Origin of the sequence: Fibrella rubiginis (assembly GCF_017353185.1) — a bacterium.
GTDB classification, from domain to species: Bacteria; Bacteroidota; Bacteroidia; order Cytophagales; family Spirosomataceae; genus Fibrella; species Fibrella rubiginis.
In genome coordinates, this window is record NZ_JAFMYV010000001.1 from 871,230 (window position 1) to 894,213 (window position 22,984).

Consider the following 22,984-nt stretch of genomic DNA (forward strand, 5'->3'; position numbering starts at 1 on the left):
GGTAGGGTGGACGTTTATACATTTTCCTTCTGCCAAAGGCTAAACAGCGTTTGGTAGATCAGACTCATATCCCGCCCAAACGAGAACGTTCGGGCATACTCGATGTCGAGGTCAATGCGTTCCTGTTCGCTCATTTTGCCCTCACCTTTGGCGCGTTTTTTTACCTGCCAGAGTCCTGTCAGTCCAGCAGGACCAGCAAACCGCCGTACAGCATAGTCGGTGGTGAGTTTTTCGGCTTCGTAGAGGGGTAGTGGCCGGTTACCCACCAGCGACATGTCGCCCACCAGGATATTGACCAACTGAGGCAACTCGTCAATGCTGCTGTTACGCAGAAAGCGGCCCAGGCGCGTCACCCGTGGGTCATCACGGAACTTCAGAAACGTGCCACCTTCGTGACTTAGCTGGTAGCGCCGTTCGCAGACATAATGATCTTCATCAAAAAGCAGCCGTTGACATGAACCGGCAAGAGCGCAAGTTTCACAGAGCGCATTTCTGTGGTCAGCATCGTCCCAGGAATAGGATACCGGGTTGGTGTCGTACAGGTTTTGAGCGGCCATAGTGCTCAGCATCTTGTCGGCCTGCGTCGACATCGTGCGGAACTTGATCATGCTAAAAACCCGATAATTAGCTCCCACCCGTTTAGAGCGATAAAAAACCGGCCCTTTAGAGTCTAGTTTAATCAGCACGGTGGTGATCAGCAGAAGCGGGCTAAGCGTGAGGCAGGCACCCATAGCTACCAGCATATCGAGACCGCGTTTCCAGAGTGGTAGCTGAAAACTGGCATCTTCCGGCTGGATAGGTTCATTTACTGTTTGGCCAATGCGCGGCAGCAGTGAGCAATAGGCCTGAAGCCGTTCACGAAACGATGGGCCTTCAACGGGAAAGAATGAAATAATGTCGGTTGCCCCACCTTCGCTGGCCAACTGCAATACAGAGCGTGTGATAGAGGAGCAAAGTAGCAGAAGAGGAAGGCCGCGACGTGCGCTAAAGGGGTGCAGGCTTTGCAGCACCTCTGCATAATTGGCCGATTGGCCAACCAGGATTATATCCGCGGGCCGTTGGTTGGTAAGCCAGGCAATGGCGTCATCGACCTGTTTGTGCCATATCACATACTGCGTTTTGCCTAATGCACTAGTAATCCGGTTAAATACGGCTTCTTCCCGTTCAACTAAGAGGATATAGGTAGTGGTTAAGCTACTCATCAGTAGAGGGGGTGGTTGAACGCGGGAAAACGCCCATGGTATGGGCTTTGAGTTTAGGAATAGCGAGACTTGGTGCCAGCCCTGCCGGTATCTTAAGTACGTTTATGCCGGTTGGGCATCAAAACAGGTTGAACAGGGTGTTGAGTGACCAAGAAACCCTTTGACGATTGGTTTTCTGTGAGGTAACGGGTAGTTGGTAAACCTCTGGCAGTGCGGCTGTGCGCCGCAGCAATGATTGAAGTTTAGCTCTGGCCTCAAGCGGGTTAAATGGCTTCGGCAAGTAGCTGTCTGCACCGGCATCCAGGCAATCAATGCGAGTGGCGCTGTCAGTGGCGCCAGAAAGCACAATAATGGGGGTTTGCCCAATCAACTGATTGGCACGCACAAAACGAATAAGCTCCAGCCCGCTAAACGCCGTTAGATTCAACTCTGTCATAATAGCGTCGAACCGGTTTCCCTGCACGAGCAGTCGAACCGCGTCACGCCCTGTACGGGCAACTACACAGTCAAAATCTGCTTTCAGCGTTTGCTGAAGCACAGAGATGATGTGTGGGTTTTCATCGATGATGAGCAGACGTTTGGCAGGCTTTCTCATAAAAAAAAATTATTCGGGGCGTTGTGGCACGAAGTTTGTTACGTATCGATGCACAGCGTACTACACCAATTTATTTGTCAAGTACACGGGCATCAACTCGGGTTTAAACTTTTTTTTCGTTGAGCAATAACATTGGCAACTTGAAAACTGAGAATGGCATGGTAATTGATACTAATTCGGTGTACTCGTAATCCGTTACGACTGCAGAACGCTTACATACACAGCTTGAATTTGCACAGCTACTGCCTTTCAATCCTCGAGGCCAGTTGCTCTGCGAATTTGACCGGTTCACTATGGTGTTCCCAAAATCGTTTGTACGATTCTTGGGCACATTATTGCTGTTTAGAACCATTGAATGAAATCCCGTCACAGCGGTTTACTGAGTATATAATAGCCAATATTGTTATTAAAAGGCGTACTTTTGTTTATAAATATTATCTATATTATTGATAATCAGCTAGTTAAGTTAGCTTGTTGATAGGTTGGTATTTTTTTTAAATTATTAGATTAGTCCTAGTAGTGCACGGTTTCGCTATACCTAAAAAATCATATGAAGCTGCAAAAGCCATCTAATTGAGTAGTTTATACGAAGTACATCTGTCATGAATTAGCTGGCAATTAGTGGTCTCGCCGACTTAAATACCAATAGATGTTACTATGAGCAACTCGTTTAGCCAACGGCGCCTCTTGCGCTGATATGTTATAATTCCCAGTACACACTTCCCCACCTGGGCCGTATACGCTTCAACTAACAAATAAAGAAGCTTATGTTGAGCAGGTAGATCTACCAAGTGTTTGACGAAGTGCGGCGAATGCTGTTTCTTCACACACCTGAATCTGCCCACTATGCACCGTTTGCTGTTCCTGTTAATTAGTTACCTCCTGATGAGGTCCGTTTCCGCCGTCGGGCAGGTAAGACGCGTGGAAAATCTCTCGGACCTGGGCGAATCACTGGCGGTGAACTGGGCGTTTCGGGCAGGTGACGATCGTGACTGGAGTCGCCCTGAGCTTGACGACCAAACCGGCCCTGGCAAGCCCTGGCAGCTACTTAACCCCGCTCAGCCCGTCCCTGATCTGTTGCCGCGTCTTCCTCAGCGTATTGGCTGGCTCCGGCTTCGGCTGAAACTCGATTCATCTTTTCGCCGACAGCCAGTGCTGTTACGCTGGCGGCAGTCGGCGGCTACCGAAGTTTTCGCCAACGGACACTTGGTACGAGCTACGGGTATCGTTAGTTCTGACTCCAGCATGGCTAAAGCCGTACACGGTATGCATGACTATTTTGCCGCTGCCCTACCCGACTCAATGGGTAACCTGGTGCTGGCTGTACGGTTTGTTGTAGCACCAACGGGCTACCGCGCACAATACGGGCAGCGGGTTAATTATCTGCTCAATATGAACCTGTTGCCTAACGGGCAAGAAACCACCCAACCCTACTACAACCGCTGGCAATCGCTGACACAGACGCTGGTAGCGGGGCTGCTGCTGATGATGGCCATTTTGCACGCGGCCTTTTATGCCTATGACACCACCCAGCGGGCAAACCTGTTTGTGGCCCTGGCTACGTTTTTTTTGGGTGTCGCGTCCCTATCGGTGGGGGTTAGCTTTTTGTTAATTGATGAACTGAGCAGCTATGAGTCGTGGAGCTTGGTCAACGTACTGTGTTATCCCCTGGGGTATGGGTGTCTGCTTACTGCCCTGTATCGTATTTTCGACCGGTCACAGGGAGCTATCTATTATGGTTGTTTGGTAGCCCTGGCTACGTTTGCCGTGCTGGGCCTGACTGATCGCATTAATGGCGCGTCATGGGCCGAAACGGGTTCGGAAGTGGTGGCGTTAACAGAACTGGTTCGGGTTACGGCGTTGTCGTGGCGACAGCGCGGAGCCAACATTATTGGTTTTGGCATGGGTGGGGCCTTGTTTTGCTTTCTGCTCTTCTTTGCCTACGACCGGCTTGAGAGGGACGGTTTGCTAAAACTGGACCAGGCCGATGTGCATCTGTTCTACATTGTCGGCGTCTGTTGCGTACCCATTGCCATGTCGCTTTATCTGGCTCGCACGTTTGTGGCTACCCAACGGCGATTGACGGGTCAACTACTTGAAATTCAGCGGCTATCGAAGCAGTCATTTGAGCAGGAGCAGGATCGGCAGCAAATGCTGATGAGGCAAAAAGACATCCTGGCCCAACAGGTATCCGAGCGCACGGCGCAGTTGCAGGCGTCGCTCGATGAGCTACGTACTACGCAGGACCAGCTGGTGCAAAAAGAGAAAATGGCCAGTTTGGGTGAGCTAACAGCAGGCATTGCCCACGAAATTCAGAATCCGCTCAACTTTGTCAATAACTTCTCGGAAGTGAGCACTGAGTTGGTGAGAGAGCTGGAAGAGGAACGGGCCAAAGGGGTGGAGCGGGATACCGAACTGGAAGCCGAGATTTTGGCCGATCTAAATCAGAACCTGGAAAAGATCGGGCACCACGGGCAGCGGGCTTCGGCCATTGTGCGGAGCATGTTGCAGCATAGCCGCACCAGCACGGGACAGCGTGAACCCACGGATATCAACGCGCTGGCTGATGAATACCTGCGCCTCAGTTATCATGGCCTGCGGGCGAAGGAAAAAGCTTTCAACGCCGCTATGGACGCTGACTTTGCCGCTGATTTGCCGCTCATATCGGTAGTGGGGCAAGACATTGGCCGGGTATTGCTCAACCTGTTCAACAATGCCTTCTATGCCGTGCAGCAAAAGCACCTCAGCGGGCAGGGTGGGTCGGGGTATCAACCCAGAGTGCGGGTGCAGACGCGGGCCGTGAAAGGGGGCATAGAAATACGGGTTGCCGACAATGGCGTGGGTATGAATGAGGACGTGGCACAGAAACTGTTTCAACCCTTCTTCACCACGAAGCCCGCTGGCAGTGGCACAGGCCTGGGTCTCAGCCTAAGCTACGATATCATCACCAAAGGCCATGGCGGCAGCCTTCGGGTAGAGAGTGTCGAGGGCGAAGGGGCTACATTTATCGTTATGATTCCGAACGCGCGTTAGCCTGTATATCAGTTGCTTATGGACTTAACCGTTTTCTCCGTCACTATCTTTCTGCTTTTCCGGATTCGTGTGTTTCTGGAAACAAAAGAGCGTACACCCGTCTGGGATCGCTGGCTACTGTGGTCGGCTTATGGGTTAATTGCCCTGGTTCCGCTTGATAGCCTTGTCGATAACCTGGGCTATAACCTGCTAGTTACCTGGCTGTGTTATGTGGCGCTGGCCTTTGCTGCCTACGTAACCTACAGGCGGTCACAACGGTACCCACCCGCGCGGGTATTGCTGTTCGGGTTATTGCCATTTATTGCGGTCCATCTGGTGATTTACCTCATCAAAAACATCCTGCCCAAGTCGGTTTACTGGCCAAACCACACCTGGTTCGAGAGTGCGCTGGGCTTCTTCTACTTTTGGGTAGGTGGCTTGTATCTCATTGCCGCCCGACAGCGAAAAACATATACCAAAGAACACCAGGCCCGCATTGACCGCGAGGAGGCTGAACAGCGTGAGCGCCACCTGCTGGAAGGCCTGGTGCAGGAACGGACGGCCGAACTAACCCACCAAAAGGAGGCTCTGCAAGCTACCCTCAACGAACTTCAGGCAACGCAGGATCAACTGGTGCAACGCGAAAAGCTAGCCAGCCTGGGTGAGCTAACGGCGGGCATTGCCCACGAAATACAGAACCCGCTCAACTTTGTCAATAACTTCTCGGAAGTGAGCACCGAACTGGTGAAAGAACTGGCCGAAGAGCGTGAGAAAGGGGCCGCCCGTGACACTGAACTGGAAGCCGAGATTCTGGCTGATCTGATTCAGAATCTGGAAAAGATTGGGCATCACGGGCAGCGGGCCTCTGCTATTGTGCGCAACATGCTTCAACACAGCCGTACCAGCACAGGGCAGCGCGAACTTACTGACCTCAACGCGCTGGCCGACGAATATCTGCGCCTGAGCTATCACGGCCTGCGCGCCAAGGATAAGACGTTTAATGCCAGTTTTGTGGCCGATCTCGACCCCGACGTGGCTCCAATCAGCGTGGTGGCGCAGGATATTGGCCGGGTATTGCTCAACTTGTTCAACAATGCCTTCTATGCCGTGCAACAACGCCAGAAACAGGAGCGGGAAACGGGTACGCTGGCGGGTTACGCCTACCGCCCTGCCGTGAAGGTGTCGACCAAACAGACGCCCGTTGGCGTGGAAATACGGGTAGCCGACAATGGCATTGGCATTCCCGACGAACTGGAAGGAAAGATTTTTCAGCCGTTTTTCACGACCAAACCCAGCGGTAGTGGTACGGGTCTGGGCCTAAGCCTGAGCTACGACATCATCACCAAAGGCCATGGCGGTTCGCTGGAGGTGCAGTCGGAAGAGGGCAAAGGCACCACGTTTGTGATCTTGCTGCCTCATTGAAGGGAAAAGCAAGAGATAAGAGGCAAGAGACAAGAGGTAAGAAACAGGAAACAAGAGGCAAGAAACAAGAAATAAGAGAAAGGGGCTAACGCCAGCTGACGTTTATTTCTTGCCTCTTATTTCTTATCTCTTGACTCTTATCTCTTGCTTCTCCTTGTTCAATCTCCCTCAAATCGGATTGCCAGGCTCATGGGGCAACTAACGGCCATGCCTGCCTGGTGAGCCGGATACCAGCGGGGCATCTGCACTACGGCCCGAAGCGCGGCCTTGTCGAGCAGTGGGCCCTGCGACTTTACAACCCGAATATTGGTCAGGAACCCTGTGGGTTGCACCCGAAAACTTACCTCCACAACCCCTTCAATACCAGTTGTCCGGGCCGAATATGGGTACAGATCGGGGTCGAGGAAATAAGCGTCCAGCGCTGGTTTTCCACCCGGAAAGAAGGGTATGTTGTTGAGCGGTACGTATTCGTCAACTGACTCATTTTCAATTGATTTGCCTAGCTCTGTCGATACTAACCGAGACGGGTTTTCTGCCTTGGCTGATGTTAATGTGGCTGGGCACTGGCCCAGCGCAGATGAACGTAGCAGGACGGTGCAGACAAGCATAAAGACGTTGCGTTTCATAGTGCCGTGTTTTGTGTCTATCGGGCTGTTATTGCCGACGCAAAACTCGCAATGCACCTATGGCTGGTCAATCACGGAACTCCGTGGTTTAGGAGGCAGAACTCCGTGATATTTGATAATTCGCCTACGCTCTGAACCGAATCTGCTGCTGATCAAAAGCGCGCTTAATGGCTTTAATGACTTCACTCTGAGCAGCAAGCGGCTCGGTATGCGTGGGATTGATCCAGCAGCTGAGCACAAACTGAATCTGGGTATCGCTGAAATTCCGGTACAATAAATCGACAGGCTGGTGGGGCAACACAAACGGCAACTGCCGCACCGCTGCCTGGGCCGCCTGTTGCGCTCTGACCAGATCGTCGGGGTAGGCCACGCCCGCCACTACGTCGATCCGGCGCTGCCCACTTCGCGAAAAGTTGATGATGGGTTTCTGAAACACGTCTTTACTCGGAATCTCCACGGTTTGCCCCTGTCCATTGTCGAGCATGATAGACCGGAGTTTAATGTCGAGCACACGCCCCTGAAATCCATTGGTTTCTACGGTATCACCTACCTGGATGGGCCGGGATAGCGCAATGACAATGCCCGAAATAAAGTTGGCGGTCAGGTCCTGAAAAGCGAAACCGATGGCCAGTGCAATCACGCCGGCTCCGGCCAGCAGTGACGTAACTGTTTTTTCGAGGCCCACCACGCCCAATGCCACAAACACGCCTACGGCCAGCACCACAGACCGGACAATTGCCCCGGTCAGGTTCACCAGCGACTGGTTGTTACTCACCCGGTTTAGCCCCGCCGCTATCCACCGTTTCACCCACCGCGACAGGATAGTAAACAGTAACAGTAGCAGTACTGCCACCACGATTCGGGGTATGAGCCGCAGCCCCTGCCGGCCCCAGCTGATCAATTCGGCGTAAATAACGAGTGTTGCTTTATATAGGTCCATCTTTTACAGCAGACAGTGAAGAACAGTAGGCAGCGTTATCCCGAGAGATTGTCTGTTGCCCACTTGTAGTACTGCATACTGTCCGTCACTGTTTAAACCGTGCCAACAACTCGTCGCGGTAGCCGGGGCTGAGGGGAATGGGCAGCTTGTCGCCGACGAGTACCTGATGCCGTTCTATTTTGTCGATGTGTTTCAGGTTGACGATATACGATTTATGGACCCGCATAAAATCGGTGGCGGGCAACTGGGCAAGGCCTTCGGCAATGGTCATACGGGTAACTACTTTTTTATCTCCCTCATAGAACATGAGGTAATTACCCTCCGACTCCACAAACAGCAACTCGTCCAGGTCGATACGAACGTAATCGTAGCCATCTTTCACAAACAGCGTTTTTTGGGCGGCTTTGGCCGTTTCTGCAGATTGGCCGTTGGCCTGTTTCTGGTCGGCGGTGTGGCGGTCGTTAGCGCGGTTGACTGCTTGCAGAAAGCGCCCAAAATCAATGGGTTTCACCAGATAATCGACAGCGTTGAGCTCAAAGCCTTTCACGGCATGCTCGGCATAGGCGGTGGTGAAAATGAACATCATGCCCGGTGGTAACAGCCGTGCCACGTCGAGGCCGGTTATGTCGGGCATGTTAATGTCGGAAAAGACGAGATCAACGGGGTGTTCGTGCAGGTAGGCAAGGGCCTCCACGGCGTTAACAAACGTCTGTTTCAGTTCCAGAAACGGTACTTTATTGGCGTGAAACCGAACCACGTCCAGCGCAATGGGTTCGTCGTCGATGGCAATACAGGTGAGCATAAGCAGGTATCTATCAATTACTTAACTGCAACATTAAATCTAGGGTGGCTTGCCTGTCCAACACCTGTTCGGTAAGTGCGTAACGATCTGGGTACAGGAAAGCAAGGCGCTGCCGAACGTTGTACATTGCCTCGCTTTCGGTACTCAATGCCGCTGCGGGATACGTCAGCTGAAGATGCAATTGCTGCTGCCGAACGTTTACCCGGCCAACAATCAACGCATTACCCGCCTGTTGGAGCGCATGATCGATCAGGGGGGTGAGCAGGAGAGGAGGCAGGGTAGTGGGTTGCTCATCCCAGTCATAGCTAAACGAAATGGCGTGCTCGTTGGGCAGAAACTGCCGGTGAAATTGCACATACTCATCCACAAACCGAAGCTCGTCGCCCATATCTACCTGGGTAGCCTGAGTTTGTTCCAGTGGGTAGCGTATCAGCCGCGAGAGTTGCTGGACACCGTCGGGGGTGCGTTGGCCGCCTTCGGTGAGGGCTGTGCCGAAAATGTTGTTGAGGGAGTTGAAGAGAAAATGGGGGTTCACCTGCGCTTTCAGGGCTGTGAGTTCGGCCTGCGTACCGGTCTCGGTCAGGGCGTGCCGGGTTCGGTTGATTTCGCGGAAATAATGCCATACGCCATAGAGCACAAACCACCCCAGTACCCAGTATATCACGCTGCTATTCACCTGGTTGGGGCCGGTGGCCAGCGTTAGCAGGCTGGTTAGCCCGCTGGCCAGCAGGGTAGGGGCGGCAATGACGTAGATGACACGCCCAACCCAGCTGCCCAGAAAAACGAACGGTTTCAGCCAGAAACGGTAGTTAATCACCGCCAGGCTCCACAGCAAACCCACCCACGGGAAGGCCTGTTCGGGAGCATAGCCAAATCGAACCACGATGTAGGCCAGGGTATAGCCAAACCTGTAGCCCCCTGAATTGAGCCGCCGCTGCACGTCGGGTACCAACTGCGCTGTCGATTCCAGGTAAGCGTTGATATACCGTTCGCCATGGCCCAGCCAAAACCCCGTCAGCGACAGAATCAGCACAATGAACACGCCGTATCTGTGCCAGAACTGACTGACAGGCAGCGGAATACGCTCTTTAAGTTGATGTAGCCGGTTCAGCATAGCGCTATCCTGAGCAGGACGGTGTAAGTATGATCGGCTTCGGCAGTGGTAAGTTTGTGCAGCTTCGGGTAGGCCAGTTTCAGGCGTTTGCGCACGTTGGCCAGCCCCAGGCCGGTACCCTTCTCCAGATCGGTGCGGGGCAAAATACTGTTCTCCGATTTAAACGTCAGTACGCCATCGGTCACATGCAACTGGATACGGACAAAGCAGGGTTGCTGGATACTGATGCCGTACTTGAACGCATTCTCGATCAATGGATTCAGCAATAGCGGTACAATGGGGGCGGGTTTGCCGTCCCAGACCACGTCGGTGCTGATCTGGATGGTGTCGCGCTGGGGCAGGCGCAGTCGTTGCAACCGTAGGTAGTCGCGGATGAAGTCGATCTCGCGTGAGACGTCGGTTAGCTGCTTCCGCGATTCTTCCAGCACATACTGCATGATACCCGCCAACTGCGCCAGGCTCTGCTCGGTGCGGGGCAGGTGCTCGGCTTTGGCCAACCTCTGTAGCTGTTGCAGGGCGTGGAAAATAAACGGTGGGTTTACCTGTGCGGTCAAGGCAGCCAGCTCGGCTTCGCGGGTGGCCTGCGCCAGTAGACGGTCTTCTTGTTGGCGCACCGACAAATGCATGATCAGCGTCTGCATGGTCCAGAAGCTCATGGTGAGCGTGGGCAGGGCCGCATCGAAACCCGCCCTGCTCGTTGCCGGGCTAATGTAGAGCAGGGTACTGGCCAGCGAATACCAGATGAACCAGCTAAAAAGCAGGGCTGCAAAAAAGATAAGCTTGCTACCCAGCCGGCTGTCGAAGAGGGTTTTACGGGCAAAGTACCAGTAAACGTAATAACCCGTTCCGGCAAGGAGCAGCAGGAGCGGCAGAAAAACGGTAAAAGCCAGCCGCCAGGAAAGAAAAAAAGTAGACAGGTCTGGTACTGGTTTGCCCTGCGCTTGCCAGCCGCGCATAAGTTCGTTCGTAAACGGGGTGGGACCGGCTGCCTGCTGTGAGTTGGCATAAGCAGCAAACCACTCGTTGAGCGGGGCCATCCAGGCAGCTACACTGAGCCAAATCAGGCCAGTTAGCCCTACCAGCACCGGCCAGTACTTCTGCCAGAATACCCAGAAGCGCTGGGTTACCCGTAAAGGAAAAGGCATAGATTAACGAAGTAACAGGGTGCGTAACACGTTTGAGACGATGAGGGCATCGGTAGAGAGCGTACGGGTTATTTTGGCAAGAGCCTGATCTGTACGGCTGTTCACGTTGCGTCGGATGGTGTTTACCGAAAACGCAGAGCCCAGAAAAATAACGATCCAGAGGCCCATTTTAGACGTTGATTTGCGGCGCATAAAACGTTGGCGTTTAGTAGTTGTGGTTGCTTGATGAACCAAACCTACGTACACCCGCTTATGCGGCAAATCAGATGGGATGAGCACCCTGAACTTTGGGAGGAACTGCCTAAACTTTGGGATATAAATGCCCAGTGCCAAACCGATAAATGGCCGTGAACCCACATGTTGACAAATGCCCCGGCTGTGGTATCCTGCTGCCGCAAAGTATAGCCGAGCCTCCGTCGCGCTACCTGGCGTCGGGGGCGTGCTGGCAGTTAATTAACGAACTGGAGTATTACACGCTCTCGCTGGCTGACCCTTATTTCATCCATCAACTGGTTGTTGATACGTACGGAGCGCAGCACACAGGCCCACAAACCAGGCCCATCACTACCGCCTTTGCACTGATAGGTCTGCAACTAGCCATCGAGAAAGGCTATACGGGTCGTCAGGTGCAACAGGCACACATGGCCCTGGCCCTACAACAAAAAAACTGGCCCCGGCTGACTATGCCTGACCAAACAGGTACCCTGACCGTGTCGCATGGGCTATTGGCCGGGGCGGGTGAACCCCGACATGGGCGCATACACGAGTGGGCCGAATCGGTCTGGCAACGTTGGGCACCCTGGCACAACTGGACACGAGACTGCGTGAACCGATACCAGTTGTGATGCGTCTATCCTAGAACTGGTAATAAACGCGCGCCCGCAACCCCACCGAGGCGGTATTCAGACTGGTTTCGCTGATCGACAGAGGCACGGCAGCAAACGGGCTTAACTGCCCCACGAAATGACCCCATTGCCGTTCGGCGCTGAAGCCTACCGTCCAGCTACTATACCAGTTGAGTGGTCTGTCTACGATTAAGTTTTGGCGTGCATCATCCTTGTCTCGGGGACGAAGCATGGTTCGTTCGTAGTCGAAATGAATTGTTTCTAAGGCGTTCAGGCTGAGGTTAAGTCCTGCAAAAGGGGTTAGCTGCACCTGTTTGCCCACTGCCAGCCGGTAGCCAACCTGCAATGGAATTAACAGTGCCCGCCCCGACCGGTTGATGTCAACGGCAGCGCGGGGGCGTTCGGGTGTGGGGGGGGCAGGGACCTGGTAGGGATACTGATTTCGGAAATCGCGCCGGGTTTTTTCGGTAAACTGAGCTTCGGTCTGAAAAGCGTCGCCCCGCCAAACGGCCTGCCCAATCCCGGCACTAAAGGTCCAGTGACCAAGCACGGCTTCGGTGTTGACACTCAATGCCGACTGCTCGGTGCCGACATCGCCGCCAATCCCCAACCGCCACTGAATGCCCGAAGGCGTAGGCCTGTTGGCTGGCGCCGCTGCTGCTTCGGCTGCCGGAGCATAGGGCGACCGGTAGCGTACGCGCCGCAACCGGCTGGCCCAACTCGTTTCGAGCGCCTCTGTGTTGAGCGTGATTCCCACCGGATTGAGGGATTGAACTACCTGAGGTACAGCCTGCGGTACAGGCTCGGCAACAGGCTGCCGCGTAGCATCTGTTGTCGCGTAAGTATCGGGTTGTGAGGTGGTTGGCTTAGCGGTTGCTGCCGATGAAGCCGTTGATGGAACGTAGCGCGTGTTGTCATAGGCAGGCGTGTTGTTTGCTGAACTGGGTGAGTTTGTTTGGCGCGGTGATTGAATTGTTGGTGCAGCCACGGGTGGCTGGCCTGTTCGTTGGCTACTGGCAACGCGGGTCTCGGTTGGCGAAGCAGGCATGCCGGTAGCCCCTGGTACTGGGCTGGGTGTGGCGGCCTGCGCAGCAGGCCGCCAGTTGGGAGCAGGCTGGCCAGCTGGATTGAGATTGCCTGTGGCAGATACACCTGTGCCATCGGCATCACGGGTCTTACCGTATCGAGGTACCGTTTGCCGGGCCAACTGCGGCGCAGATGGAATTAGCTGCGGTGTGGGTTGCGCCAACCGCGGTTCAGCTTGCACCAACTGCGGGCTGGGCTGAGCCGAGTAGCCAGTGGTTGGTGTACGAGGTGGTTTGGCCGTGTAAGTCAGCGATGTAGTGCCATTGCGGTCGCGTTGCTGCACTACATAGACCGTATCGGGCCGGGCGGGCACCTGGCTCAGTTGCATGACCGACTGCTGCAACGACGTCTGGGCTTTTTCCAGCCGCTCGATACTCTGGGTGAGCGTTTGCACATGCTGGTTCAGCGTTTTGTTAGCCTGATATTGCCATACCGATGCCACCACCAGGCCAGCCACGGTAGCGGCACTGAGGGCGGGTTGCCACCATTGCCGGGGGCTTTGCCATACGGAAGGGGGGAAACCCGACCGGTACATAAATTGCTGAAACTGGACCCATTTTTTTTCCTGAAACGGGGGCGAAACGCTGTCCAGTTTTCGGCGAATGGCGTCGCTAAACTCGTCAGTTTTCATGATGATGTTGTTTCGTTGAAAAGGCGTTGCTAACAAGTTCCTGAAGCCGAAGGCGTGCCCGCAGAAAATGGGACCGGATCGTGGCTTCGTTGGCGTTGAGGGTATCGGCCACTTCCCGCAGCGAATAACCATCAACTACGTGCATCACGAATACGGTGCGTTGCACCGGCGGAAGTTGCTGCACAAGCGCCAGGATATCGTCGGCCGAAATCTGGTCGACAACCGTGTCGGGAACGGGCACGTCGGGTACTGTCCCTGTTAGGCTCGACTGGTTGGTAACGGTATCGAGCTTGTGGTATTTGCGGTGGTAACTGATCGCCGTATTGACCACAATAGTGCGTAGCCAGGCTTTAAAGGGCAAGGTAGTGTCGTAGGAGTGCAGGTGCTGAAACACTTTCAGAAAGCTTTCGTTCAGCACATCATCTGCTTCGTCGGCATTGGCCATATAGCGCATACAAACGCTTTTGGCGTAGCTGTAGAACTGCCTGAACAGAGTTCGTTGCGCCTGCGGATCGTTGGCCTGGCACGCCTCGATAACACTGAGTAGGTCGCTGTCGGTAAAAGAAGATCGTCGGCGGAAGAACAAGATGCTGAGGCGGTTAAAACGTTGATGCTGGCAATACACTAGCATACGTGTCAGATAGACCGGTTGTTGCAACATCGCTCATTTTTGTCTTCTACTCCGGCGCAACGTTTGCCAATGTCCATACGTATTTGGGTTTATGCACCCATGATTAACAGCATTTGTTCGTGAACATGATAACAATTTTACTGATTGCCGGCCGACAGGCCAATGGACCCGGTTTGGCAGCGGGGTCAAGTTATATAGCCCAGCTAACCCGCCGGCTACAGGCCGATGGGCTGGAGCCGGTAGTGCATCTGTTCCGTCCTTTTAATCTGGACGAAGTCAGTGCGTGGCTGGCCAAGCAGCCGCTGATGCGCTATGACCTGGTTATTTTCCAGCCTGACTTTGGCAAACTGCTAGCCCGTAAGCTTCGTCAGCAGTTGTCTGTTGTACTGGGCCATCTGCATCCGGTTCGAAACCGCACCTTTTTACTCACTCCCCTGCCGCAACGCAACCGGTACTTCAGGCGTATCAGACAGCGAACCATCTGTCTCGCCGTGGCCCGGGTGTGGGGTATTCCCTGCTTCGACACCACCGACATTCTGGGGTCGGGTGAAGAGTTTTTTCAGGCCGATGCCCGGGAGGACCTCAGCGCGGTTGCGCACGAGTTGCTTGGTAGTGAACTGTATCAGGCCTACCATGGTCTGCACGATCCCAGCGGCCCATCGCTCGCTGTCGTGCTGCCAGCCGAAGTGCCTGCCTGGCGGCGCTATTTTACCGCTGCTTGGCGGTAAGGTGTTGCGTACTTTTATGTTGATTTATAAACCGTTCATTTACTACATCCCATGTTCCAAAAACTCTTACTCGGTGCGGCATTGCTGGCAGCAGTGGCCGCCTGTACCCAGCAAAATGTGGCTACAGACCCGCAAGACGACGAATCGACAGCGGTAATCAGTTCACTGGCGCGGTTAGGTAACCCCAACAACGCGACGGCTATCACGGGTAAACCGTGCAGCGAAACGGTTATCGCCAAAGAAAAAGTGCCGCAGGCAGTTTACGATTATTTGGCCAAGACGTACCCTGCCTACGTGTTCGTGCAGGCCGAACAGGGTACCGACCGCGATGGAAAGACGTTCTACGAGATTCAGTTTACGCTCGACGGTAAGAAGCGGCAACTCCATTTTGATGCGGCTGGCGTTGTGCTGGCTGGTCCGGGCAATGGTCCGAAAGGCCCCGGTGGACATGGCCCCAAGGGAACGCCGCCCCTGAAAACAGATATTGCCGCCGACAAGCTGCCCAAACCCATTACGGATTACATGGCCGCCAATTTTAAAGGATACACGATCGTGAAGGCCGAAGTCGTCACGGACGCCACTACGGCAGCCGTGCTTTTCTACGATGTGCGCTATACCCTCGATGGCAAAACCGCTGAAGTGCATTTCGACGTGAACGGTAACCTACAGGCACCCCACAAGGGTGGTCACGGACCAGGTTGATTGAACCGTCTTCGAATAACAAAAAAGGCCATCCCTGCTTAGGAATGGCCTTTTTTGTTGCCTGAGCTTTAAGTTCGGGCCAACCGTAAACAGGCTCACTATCGACTGGTCTGGTCCGTTAGCACGTGCCCATGAAAGCAGGGTAATTCTCTTTAGAGCCGTTGATACTGCTAGACCAAACGTTTGCATTGACTGAACTGGCAGAAGCCAATCAGCGGTGAATGGATGCCAAAGAAGCCACGGGTAAGGTTATGGATTTGATTGCTTACTAACAACGCAGATTTTCATTTTTACCACGCATGAAGAACCCGTTTGTTTCGCTCGGTTTTGTTTGTATTAGCCTGTTGATGAGTAGTTTGCGCATGCCGTGCCTGGCGCAGTCGGCACCCAGAAAGTCTGTTATTATTGGCTATGTGAGTGGCGGAGGCTGGACAAAAGAGCAGATCGAAGCGCAGAAGCTTACCCATATCAACTATGCCTTTGCCGTGCCCACTGCCAGTGGCCTGCTGGCGCCAATTTCGGCCAACGATTCGGCCAATCTGGCCAAGCTGACGGCTCTGCGACAGGTGAACAAAGATCTCAACATCCTGATCTCGATTGGGGGCTGGGGCGGCTGCAAGTATTTTTCCGACGTGGCCCTGACAGACGCTTCGCGGCAACGGTTTGCCGACAATGCGGTGGCTTTCCTTAAAAAATACCAGCTCGACGGCCTGGATATTGACTGGGAATACCCCGCGCAGATTGGGGCGGGCAACCTATTTCGTCCCGAAGACAAGCAGACGTTCACGCTCTTTCTGAAAGCCCTCCGCGACCGGCTGGACCAGCAGGGTAAACAGGACAACCGCCCCGCCGCCCGCCACTACCTGCTTACGGCGGCCACCGGTGGCGACACCGCGTTTGTGAGCCATACCGAGCTGGGTAAGGCGCAGCGATACCTGGATTATGTGAACATCATGACCTACGACCTCTACCACGGCAACGACAGGGTAACGGGTCACCACAGCCCGCTTGGTCAATCGAAAAAGGGCAACCAGTCGCGCAACAGCTCTATTTCGGCGGTGGAAGGCCACGTGCAGGCGGGGGTACCCATCGGTAAAATCGTGCTGGGATTGCCGTTCTACGGGCGGGGTTGGACCAACGTAACCGACAAAGACAATGGTTTGTATCAGCCCCAGGCCGCTACCGGAAAGCACCTCTTCATCAGCCACGACGAACTGGTCGATAAATACATCAACAAGAATGGGTTTACCCGTTATTGGGATACCGACGCCCAGTCGCCGTATTTGTGGAACCCCACCTCGCGCATGTTCATTTCGTATGCCGACCCCGAATCGCTGGCCGCACGCGTAGCCTGGGTCAAAGCCAAGGGGCTGGCCGGGGTGATGTTTTGGGAATACAAGTACGACCTGCGGCAGAAAAAACTGCTCGACGTGCTGGTGCAGGGCCTTCGCTGACCGTTACCCGGCACGTCAACCAGCACCGTTCCGTTATGACTTATTTGCTCCTATCTTATCGCTTCGTTTGTCGGGCTGTTGCGGTTGGTCTGCTGATTGCGCTATCAGTAGCCTGCCAGCCCGACGCGCCCAAACAGGTGGTGGTTTCGCCCACCCTTACCCTGTTTGCGTCTGAGCCGCCTGAGAAAACTACGCCCGCCCACCAGCTGCCCGCCCGCCTGCCCGCCGGCATGGTGTACGTACCCGGTGGCTACACGCAGATTGGGTCGGAGGAGGGGCTGACGCAGGAGCAACCCGTATTTTGGGTGCAGGTGAAGCCTTTTTTGATGGATCAGCACGAAGTAACGGTGGGGCAATTCAGGGCGTTTGTGCAGGCAACGGGTTTCAAAACCGAGGCCGAAACCTTCGGTGATGCCGCCGTATTCGACGATGCCACCCACGAATGGAACCTGATAAAAGGTACCAACTGGCGGTACCCCTACGGACCCCAGGCAGGACCTGCCGCTGACACTATGCCCGTAACGCAGGTGTCGTGGAACGATGCACGAGCCTACGCCAAATGGGCCGGTAAGCGCCTGCCCCACGAGATTGAGTGGGAACATGCCGCCCGCAATGCCACCAACAGCCGGGCAATGTATCCCTTTGGTAATGAACTGGAGCGCAACGGCCGGTTTCTGGCCAACACCTGGAACGGCAAGTTTCCCGACTATGACCAGGTAAGCGACGGATTCCACCGGGCGGCACCCGTGGGCACATTTGGTAAGTCACCGCTTGGCCTGGCCGACATGGCGGGCAATGTCTGGGAGTGGTGCGATAATCCCAAAATGGCCTATTCTGATCTTATCCAGGGCATTCCGGTCGCGATTACGGCCTCTACCGAGCGGGCACAACGGGGCGGGTCGTACCTCTGCGAACCAGGCTGGTGCCACGGATACCGGGTCTCAGGTCGGTCGGGCAGTACCGCCGAAACGTCGCTGATGCACACCGGCTTCCGCTGCGTGAAAGATGTATAATGCCAGGCCGTTCGTGGGTGCGCTTTGTCATGGCCGATACACGGCTGACCAAAATCAACTACCCCTCTAAGCCTGCTTGTCTGTTGTGAATTCCCGTGTAGCTGAATGTTGGTATTCAATTTAATTTAGATAACGCATTTATAGTCAGTATATTAACTCCTGTCCGGTGTTGTACGTCGTTGCCGCCGTAGATCAGAAATGCGTCTGGGCTGGAGGCTAATTTGCCGAAATACTGTAAGCCTTTGAAAAAATCGGGTTGAATCGTCTTGCCCGATTTTATTTCTATGGCCGTCAGTTTCACGCCCCGGTCAATTACCAGGTCAACTTCGTGACTCGACTGATCGGACCAGAAATAAAAGGCGGGTCGTTTACCCTGGTTCAGCCAGTTTTTGGTCAGTTCGTTGATCACTAGGTTCTCGAACAGGGAACCCCTGGCAAAATGTACGGCCAGATCGGCTTCCGAACGAATACCCAGCAGGTAAGCCGCCAGGCCTGTATCGTAGAAATAAACCTTAGGCGTTTTCACGATCCGCTTACTGAAGTTCTGGTAATAGGGTTGCAGCCGGTACGCAATAAATGACGTTTCGAGTACCGTTAGCCAGGCGTTAACAGTCTTGTTGTCGACCCCCAGTTCCACAGCCAGACTTTGCTGATTGAACAATTGGCCAATCCGCCCGGCCAGCAGGTAAATAAACCGCTGAAACAGGCCCAGATTCAGGATGTTCTTTACCTGCCGGACATCACGCTCCACATACGTTTGCAGGTAGCTGTCATAGAAACCAACCGCGTCGATGTCTTGCACCAACTTGCGCGGATAGGAACCACCCACCATGTAGCTCTCCCACGACGTAGGCGCATAGGGTGTGTTTGCCAGTTCACTCCACGACAATGGCAGCAAGTTGAACACCGCCACCCGCCCGGCCAATGATTGGGTGATTTGTTCCATCAGCAAAAAATTCTGCGATCCCGTCAGGATATATTCACCTATGCGCTGTCGCTCGTCGGTGACGACCTGCAGCTGCGAAAACAATTCCGGTACATATTGTACTTCGTCCAGAATGACCCCGTCCTGATACGTTTCCAGAAAACCTTTGGGATCCTGGCGGGCAAATTCGCGCTCAGTCAGGCTTTCCAAACTCACATATCGGTAGTTGGGCCGCAGCAACTTAGCCAGCGTTGTCTTTCCCGACTGCCGAGGCCCGGTAATGGTAATGATGGGGTACTTCTGAAGCAGGGCAGAGGCCCGTTCTGTTAACTGACGAGGAATCATAATCGGCGCATTTCTAACAATTTAGGAATTTAATTCCTAAATTGTTAGAAATGCGCCGATTATCGCAACACAGATGTACACTTGGTTCACCTTACCAATTCTTATATCAATCCTGTGTCACAGAGGATAGGCCCAGTAGTATCCCAACAGTGATAAATGAGCAAATGGAGGGTTTGTAACGCACTAGTTAACAGCAAAAAGGCTCGCAATTCATGGAATTGCGAGCCTTTTTGCTGTTAACTTTTCGTGCACTCGTAGGGATTCGAACCCCAAACCTCCTCATCCGTAGTGAGGTGCTCTATCCAGTTGAGCTACGAATGCGTTACGCAAACTGCGTTCCCCCGTGTTGGGACTGCAAAAGTAGGGTAAAAAAGGCGTTTGTCAAGTTATCGACCCTGAAATTTTGCGGAGCGTTTCATTAAAAAAGCCCCAATACCCTCGGCCACATCCGTCGTTTTACCCAAACTATCCTGATTGTCAGCCTCCTGTTCCAGCATTGTTGGCAGGTCCGAATAGAGTGACTGGTTCATAACTTTTTTCATTGCCCCAATGGCAGCCGTGGGGGCCGAAGCGTAATATGCCACTAGTTCCGCCACTGCCCCGTCCAGATCCGCCGCCGGTACCGAACGGTTAACCAGCCCCAGGGTGGCAGCCTCCGGACCGTACACCCGCCGACCCGTGCTGCACAACTCGAACGCTTTTAGGGAGCCAACCAGGCGGGGCAGAAAGAAGGTTGACCCGGCGTCGGGCAGGAGGCCAATGTTGACGAAAATCTGGCTAAAATAGGCTTCGTCGGCGCAGACGAGCACGTCGCAGGCAAGGGCCAGTGAACAACCCGCCCCGGCAGCTACGCCATTAACCCGCCCGACGATTGGCTTCGGCAGGTTGCGCATGGCCATGATCATGGGATTGTACCCCTCGCGCAGTGACTTACCCAGAGAGAGACCCGCGCCGTTCTGCACATTGGCAAAGCCCGCTTTCAGGTCAGCACCCGAACAGAAGGCCTTGTCGCCCGCGCCGGTCAATACCACTACCCGCACGGATGCATCGGCCCCGGCGGCCCCGATAGCAGCGGTGATATCGGCGATAAGGCCGGGGTTGAGGGCGTTATACACCTGCGGCCGGTTGAGCGTGATGCGGCAAACGCCACTGTCGGTGCTGTAGAGAAGATTTTCGTACATGGAGATGGGCTATACACTAGCTACATTAGTATGCAAGCATACTAATTTTTTGGCTGATTTGATCCGGTCACCTCTCATTATTTAACCCCAAAAAATAGCCGCATCATCCAGAACGGACGAATGAGTAGCCAGTAAAGGGCCGCACAACTCAAAAGAGTGGCGGCACTGATGGTCAGAAAGCCAGTGTACACGCCCAGTGCGGTGTGAGTTAGCACGTAGTAGCCAATGAGGACGATGACCGTTTGGTGCAGGATGTAGAATGGGTACACTGCGGCGTTTAGGGTGGGTAGCCACGGATGGGTTTTGTTCAGGTACATATAGCCATAGCCAACGGTCATGAGCACCGCAAACCACGTCAGGGCCAATCTGTTGAAACTAACCAGCGTTCTGATCAGCACCGAACTATCGTATTGGCTATCAGTCAGCAAATAACGGGATCCATAGAGTAGCGCGGTGCAAATCAGCGTGGCCACCAGAAAATGGCGTCGTCCATCGGCCAGGTACTGCCAACAGTCACGGCGGCTGATGAGCAGATAGCCACCCCAGAAAAGCAGCAGGTTTTTAACAAAATAGGCCCAGTCGTTCACCAGCGCGTGGGTCTCGTTGGGAAAGAAACCACCCAGCACTAGGTCGTTGAGCCACAAGGGTATCACCAGCCACAATGCCCCGCCCCGCCGGGATAATAACCTGCTCAGGCGGTCGGTGAAGCGCTGACCGCCTGAGCTTTTCAGCCACCGAAAAACAGGTATGCTCAGCAGCGAATAGAAAAACAGGTAACAGATAAACCACAGGTGATGCCAGCTAAAGGCTCCGCCCGTGCCGCCGTCCTGATAGGGCTGAAACCTGAATACGTTGGGATAAAAAGCCAAATAGCTGCCCGAAAAACGCCGGGATGCCGTACCACCACGAAAGAGCCATTCGATGTAAATCTGCGGCGGTACGATAACGAACATGCCAAAGATAAGGGGCACAAACAGCCGCCGTACCCGCTCACCGGCGTAGGCTCCGTAGCTCCGTTTGCTGAGGGCGAAAAACGTGCCTGCGCCAGCGATGAAGAATAGCAGCGGCATGCGCCAGAGGTGTAGCCACCGCATAACGGTTTCCATGGGCAGGCTGCGTTCGGCACTTTTAATATGCCAGCCCCACGACACGTAGATCATGCCGGTATGGTAAAAAATCAGGGTCAGAATGGCGATGATCCGCAGCCAATCGAGGTCGTAGCGGCGGGTAGACGTGGGTAGGGGCGAGGCGACTGCCGGGGCAGAAGCGGGTGTTGGCTGCATGAGTCGTTGCGTTGGTTTGACCAGTGCAAAAGTGCCCTGTAGGCCCGCCAATGCCCTATTTGCCGATAACTACGAACTTCGTGCCGACCGGGACGAACCCGTTGCCGTTCGGTTGGCGTCGCGAAACTGGGCCGGCGTCTGGTTGGTAATTCGCTTAAACGCCGTATGGAAGGCCGAGGTAGCGTTGTAACCCACACGTTCGGCAATATCATCTATTTTGAGGTGGGCCGTAGCCTCGTCTGTCAGCAGCCGCCGGGCTTCGGCCACCCGATGCGTAGCCAGCCAGTCGAAGAAGGTTTGCCCCAGCCGGTCGTTGAGCAGCTGCGACAGGTGGTGCGGACTAACGCGGAGCTGGGCAGCTAATTTGGGCAGCGACAGCGTACTGTCGAGGTGCGGTTTTTCGGTCATGAGCAACTGATCGAGGCGGGTCAGCACAGCCGTTTCTACGTCGGTGGTCAGGGTCGATTTTTCATACTTCTTTTTCGGTTCATCCGCCATGACTGGTGCCGGTGGTAGGTTGGTAGTGAAAAAAGCAGGGTAACGCATGGTCAGGAAATTGGCCAGGTACAGCATCGCCGTGATGTAGCACACCAGGATGTAGTCGCCCAGATCTTCGTCGAACTGTGGTTTGACCACGGCAATCAGCAGGGGAAATGTCAGGCTCAACAGCCCCAGGTTACGCAGTTGCCGATATTGACCCGGCGGCACCTGCCAGAATGAATAGCCCTGCCGCCGGTAGGTTTTGGTCAGCACATAGATGCCCAGCACGGCGTAGGCAAGCAGGCTCAGTAGGGTTAGCTCGTTGATGTAGTGGCGCAGGTCGCCCAGGATGTCTTCGGGCAACCAGTGGGTAGGTTCCGGAAGCGGCCGTTGGTCGGGATGATTGGCACTCAGGAAATTATTGTATTTGACCTCAACCGGCTGAAACTGCCAGGAGATGGAATAAAGCGCCCAAAATACCAGCGGCAACAGGTGCCAGCCCCAGCGCCGGGGCAGTTGGTTATGCAACTTGGCCGTAGTGAACAAAAAAAACAGTGGCCCCAGTACAAAGTTAAGCGGCTCCGAAAAATCGACCAGGGCGGGCAGGCGGGTGATGTAGTTGGTGTAGTTGAGCAGAATTTCGGTGGAAACGGCCGTCAGGGCAAGCAAAAACCAACCCAGGCACCGGTTGGCTACCTGTTGTCCCCGCGCTCCCGACAGAAAGAAAACGCCCAGAAAAAGGCCCTGTGCCACGCCCAGCAGCATAATGAGGGCGAAGAAATCGAGGTGGAGCGGTAATTGTTGCATCAGTTTAAAGATACA

At 54.3% G+C, this 22,984-nt stretch carries 21 protein-coding genes and 1 tRNA gene; 7 read left to right on the forward strand and 15 right to left on the reverse strand.

The features are described 5' to 3' along the window. Nucleotides 1–14: 14 nt before the first annotated feature. Together J2I47_RS26745 and J2I47_RS03320 are read right to left on the reverse strand one after the other, a co-directional pair. Nucleotides 15–1,202: a sugar transferase gene (locus J2I47_RS26745; protein WP_262898996.1), complete on the reverse strand. Its 1,188-nt coding sequence runs from the start codon at nucleotides 1,200–1,202 to the stop codon at nucleotides 15–17. A 118-nt stretch (nucleotides 1,203–1,320) separates the two neighbouring features. Further along, the gene (locus J2I47_RS03320) at nucleotides 1,321–1,797 is read right to left on the reverse strand and encodes a response regulator transcription factor (RefSeq protein WP_207363114.1); all 477 of its coding nucleotides are present in this window, start codon (nucleotides 1,795–1,797) and stop codon (nucleotides 1,321–1,323) included. 885 nt (nucleotides 1,798–2,682) lie between these two features. Here J2I47_RS03320 and J2I47_RS26455 point away from each other — a divergent pair. Both J2I47_RS26455 and J2I47_RS03330 read left to right on the forward strand, forming a co-directional pair. Continuing rightward, nucleotides 2,683–4,830: a sensor histidine kinase gene (locus J2I47_RS26455; protein WP_229374228.1), complete on the forward strand. Its 2,148-nt coding sequence runs from the start codon at nucleotides 2,683–2,685 to the stop codon at nucleotides 4,828–4,830. 18 nt (nucleotides 4,831–4,848) lie between these two features. Then, complete coding sequence (locus tag J2I47_RS03330) at nucleotides 4,849–6,231, forward strand: sensor histidine kinase (protein ID WP_207363115.1); 1,383 nt, start codon at nucleotides 4,849–4,851, stop codon at nucleotides 6,229–6,231. A gap of 158 nt (nucleotides 6,232–6,389) precedes the next feature. Here J2I47_RS03330 and J2I47_RS03335 read toward each other — a convergent pair whose 3' ends face one another. The 6 genes from J2I47_RS03335 to J2I47_RS03360 all read right to left on the reverse strand — a co-directional run bounded on the left by J2I47_RS03335 (nucleotide 6,390) and on the right by J2I47_RS03360 (nucleotide 11,050). After that, a complete protein-coding gene (locus J2I47_RS03335; protein ID WP_207363116.1) occupies nucleotides 6,390–6,857 on the reverse strand; it encodes an energy transducer TonB in 468 nt (155 codons plus the stop codon). A gap of 124 nt (nucleotides 6,858–6,981) precedes the next feature. After that, nucleotides 6,982–7,797 carry a mechanosensitive ion channel family protein gene (locus J2I47_RS03340; RefSeq protein WP_207363117.1) on the reverse strand — a complete coding sequence of 272 codons (816 nt, stop codon included), beginning with the start codon at nucleotides 7,795–7,797 and terminating at the stop codon, nucleotides 6,982–6,984. An 85-nt stretch (nucleotides 7,798–7,882) separates the two neighbouring features. Further along, on the reverse strand, nucleotides 7,883–8,599 hold the full coding sequence (locus J2I47_RS03345) for a LytR/AlgR family response regulator transcription factor (RefSeq protein ID WP_207363118.1): 717 nt from the start codon (nucleotides 8,597–8,599) through the stop codon (nucleotides 7,883–7,885). A gap of 13 nt (nucleotides 8,600–8,612) precedes the next feature. Further along, complete coding sequence (locus J2I47_RS03350) at nucleotides 8,613–9,713, reverse strand: histidine kinase (RefSeq protein ID WP_207363119.1); 1,101 nt, start codon at nucleotides 9,711–9,713, stop codon at nucleotides 8,613–8,615. Continuing rightward, on the reverse strand, nucleotides 9,707–10,858 hold the full coding sequence (locus J2I47_RS03355; RefSeq protein ID WP_207363120.1) for a sensor histidine kinase: 1,152 nt from the start codon (nucleotides 10,856–10,858) through the stop codon (nucleotides 9,707–9,709). The genes J2I47_RS03350 and J2I47_RS03355 overlap by 7 nt, the downstream gene beginning before the upstream one ends. A 3-nt stretch (nucleotides 10,859–10,861) precedes the next feature. Further along, the gene (locus tag J2I47_RS03360) at nucleotides 10,862–11,050 is read right to left on the reverse strand and encodes a hypothetical protein (RefSeq protein ID WP_207363121.1); all 189 of its coding nucleotides are present in this window, start codon (nucleotides 11,048–11,050) and stop codon (nucleotides 10,862–10,864) included. A gap of 155 nt (nucleotides 11,051–11,205) precedes the next feature. Here J2I47_RS03360 and J2I47_RS03365 point away from each other — a divergent pair, with 155 nt between their 5' ends. After that, on the forward strand, nucleotides 11,206–11,703 hold the full coding sequence (locus J2I47_RS03365; protein WP_207363122.1) for a DUF5946 family protein: 498 nt from the start codon (nucleotides 11,206–11,208) through the stop codon (nucleotides 11,701–11,703). Nucleotides 11,704–11,713: 10 nt separating this feature from the next. On the opposite strand, the gene J2I47_RS03370 is transcribed toward J2I47_RS03365, so the two are convergent. Both J2I47_RS03370 and J2I47_RS03375 read right to left on the reverse strand, forming a co-directional pair. Continuing rightward, nucleotides 11,714–13,420 carry a hypothetical protein gene (locus tag J2I47_RS03370; protein ID WP_207363123.1) on the reverse strand — a complete coding sequence of 569 codons (1,707 nt, stop codon included), beginning with the start codon at nucleotides 13,418–13,420 and terminating at the stop codon, nucleotides 11,714–11,716. After that, nucleotides 13,410–14,006 carry an RNA polymerase sigma factor gene (locus tag J2I47_RS03375; protein WP_207363124.1) on the reverse strand — a complete coding sequence of 199 codons (597 nt, stop codon included), beginning with the start codon at nucleotides 14,004–14,006 and terminating at the stop codon, nucleotides 13,410–13,412. Before J2I47_RS03375 ends, J2I47_RS03370 begins: the two co-directional genes overlap by 11 nt. Before the next feature lie 164 nt (nucleotides 14,007–14,170). On the opposite strand from J2I47_RS03375, the gene J2I47_RS03380 reads away from it, so the two are divergent. The 4 genes from J2I47_RS03380 (at nucleotide 14,171) to J2I47_RS03395 (ending at nucleotide 17,948) form a co-directional block, all read left to right on the forward strand. Continuing rightward, nucleotides 14,171–14,779 (forward strand): hypothetical protein, encoded by a 609-nt coding sequence (locus tag J2I47_RS03380; RefSeq protein ID WP_207363125.1) that lies wholly within the window; start codon nucleotides 14,171–14,173, stop codon nucleotides 14,777–14,779. Between the two features lie 51 nt (nucleotides 14,780–14,830). Beyond that, nucleotides 14,831–15,481 (forward strand): PepSY-like domain-containing protein, encoded by a 651-nt coding sequence (locus tag J2I47_RS03385; RefSeq protein ID WP_207363126.1) that lies wholly within the window; start codon nucleotides 14,831–14,833, stop codon nucleotides 15,479–15,481. A 347-nt stretch (nucleotides 15,482–15,828) separates the two neighbouring features. After that, entirely contained in the window at nucleotides 15,829–16,935 is a 1,107-nt protein-coding gene (locus tag J2I47_RS03390; protein ID WP_229374257.1) for a glycoside hydrolase family 18 protein, read from the forward strand. A 35-nt stretch (nucleotides 16,936–16,970) separates the two neighbouring features. Next, nucleotides 16,971–17,948: a formylglycine-generating enzyme family protein gene (locus tag J2I47_RS03395; RefSeq protein ID WP_207363128.1), complete on the forward strand. Its 978-nt coding sequence runs from the start codon at nucleotides 16,971–16,973 to the stop codon at nucleotides 17,946–17,948. A gap of 115 nt (nucleotides 17,949–18,063) precedes the next feature. On the opposite strand, the gene J2I47_RS03400 is transcribed toward J2I47_RS03395, so the two are convergent. The 5 genes from J2I47_RS03400 to J2I47_RS03420 all read right to left on the reverse strand — a co-directional run bounded on the left by J2I47_RS03400 (nucleotide 18,064) and on the right by J2I47_RS03420 (nucleotide 22,969). Continuing rightward, entirely contained in the window at nucleotides 18,064–19,218 is a 1,155-nt protein-coding gene (locus J2I47_RS03400) for an ATP-binding protein (protein WP_207363129.1), read from the reverse strand. Between the two features lie 247 nt (nucleotides 19,219–19,465). Next, nucleotides 19,466–19,539: transfer RNA gene (locus tag J2I47_RS03405), tRNA-Arg, on the reverse strand. A gap of 65 nt (nucleotides 19,540–19,604) precedes the next feature. Continuing rightward, nucleotides 19,605–20,399 carry an enoyl-CoA hydratase/isomerase family protein gene (locus J2I47_RS03410; protein ID WP_207363130.1) on the reverse strand — a complete coding sequence of 265 codons (795 nt, stop codon included), beginning with the start codon at nucleotides 20,397–20,399 and terminating at the stop codon, nucleotides 19,605–19,607. Nucleotides 20,400–20,476: 77 nt separating this feature from the next. Further along, nucleotides 20,477–21,682 (reverse strand): acyltransferase family protein, encoded by a 1,206-nt coding sequence (locus tag J2I47_RS03415; RefSeq protein ID WP_207363131.1) that lies wholly within the window; start codon nucleotides 21,680–21,682, stop codon nucleotides 20,477–20,479. A 69-nt stretch (nucleotides 21,683–21,751) separates the two neighbouring features. Continuing rightward, the gene (locus J2I47_RS03420; RefSeq protein ID WP_207363132.1) at nucleotides 21,752–22,969 is read right to left on the reverse strand and encodes a helix-turn-helix domain-containing protein; all 1,218 of its coding nucleotides are present in this window, start codon (nucleotides 22,967–22,969) and stop codon (nucleotides 21,752–21,754) included. Nucleotides 22,970–22,984: the final 15 nt, after the last annotated feature.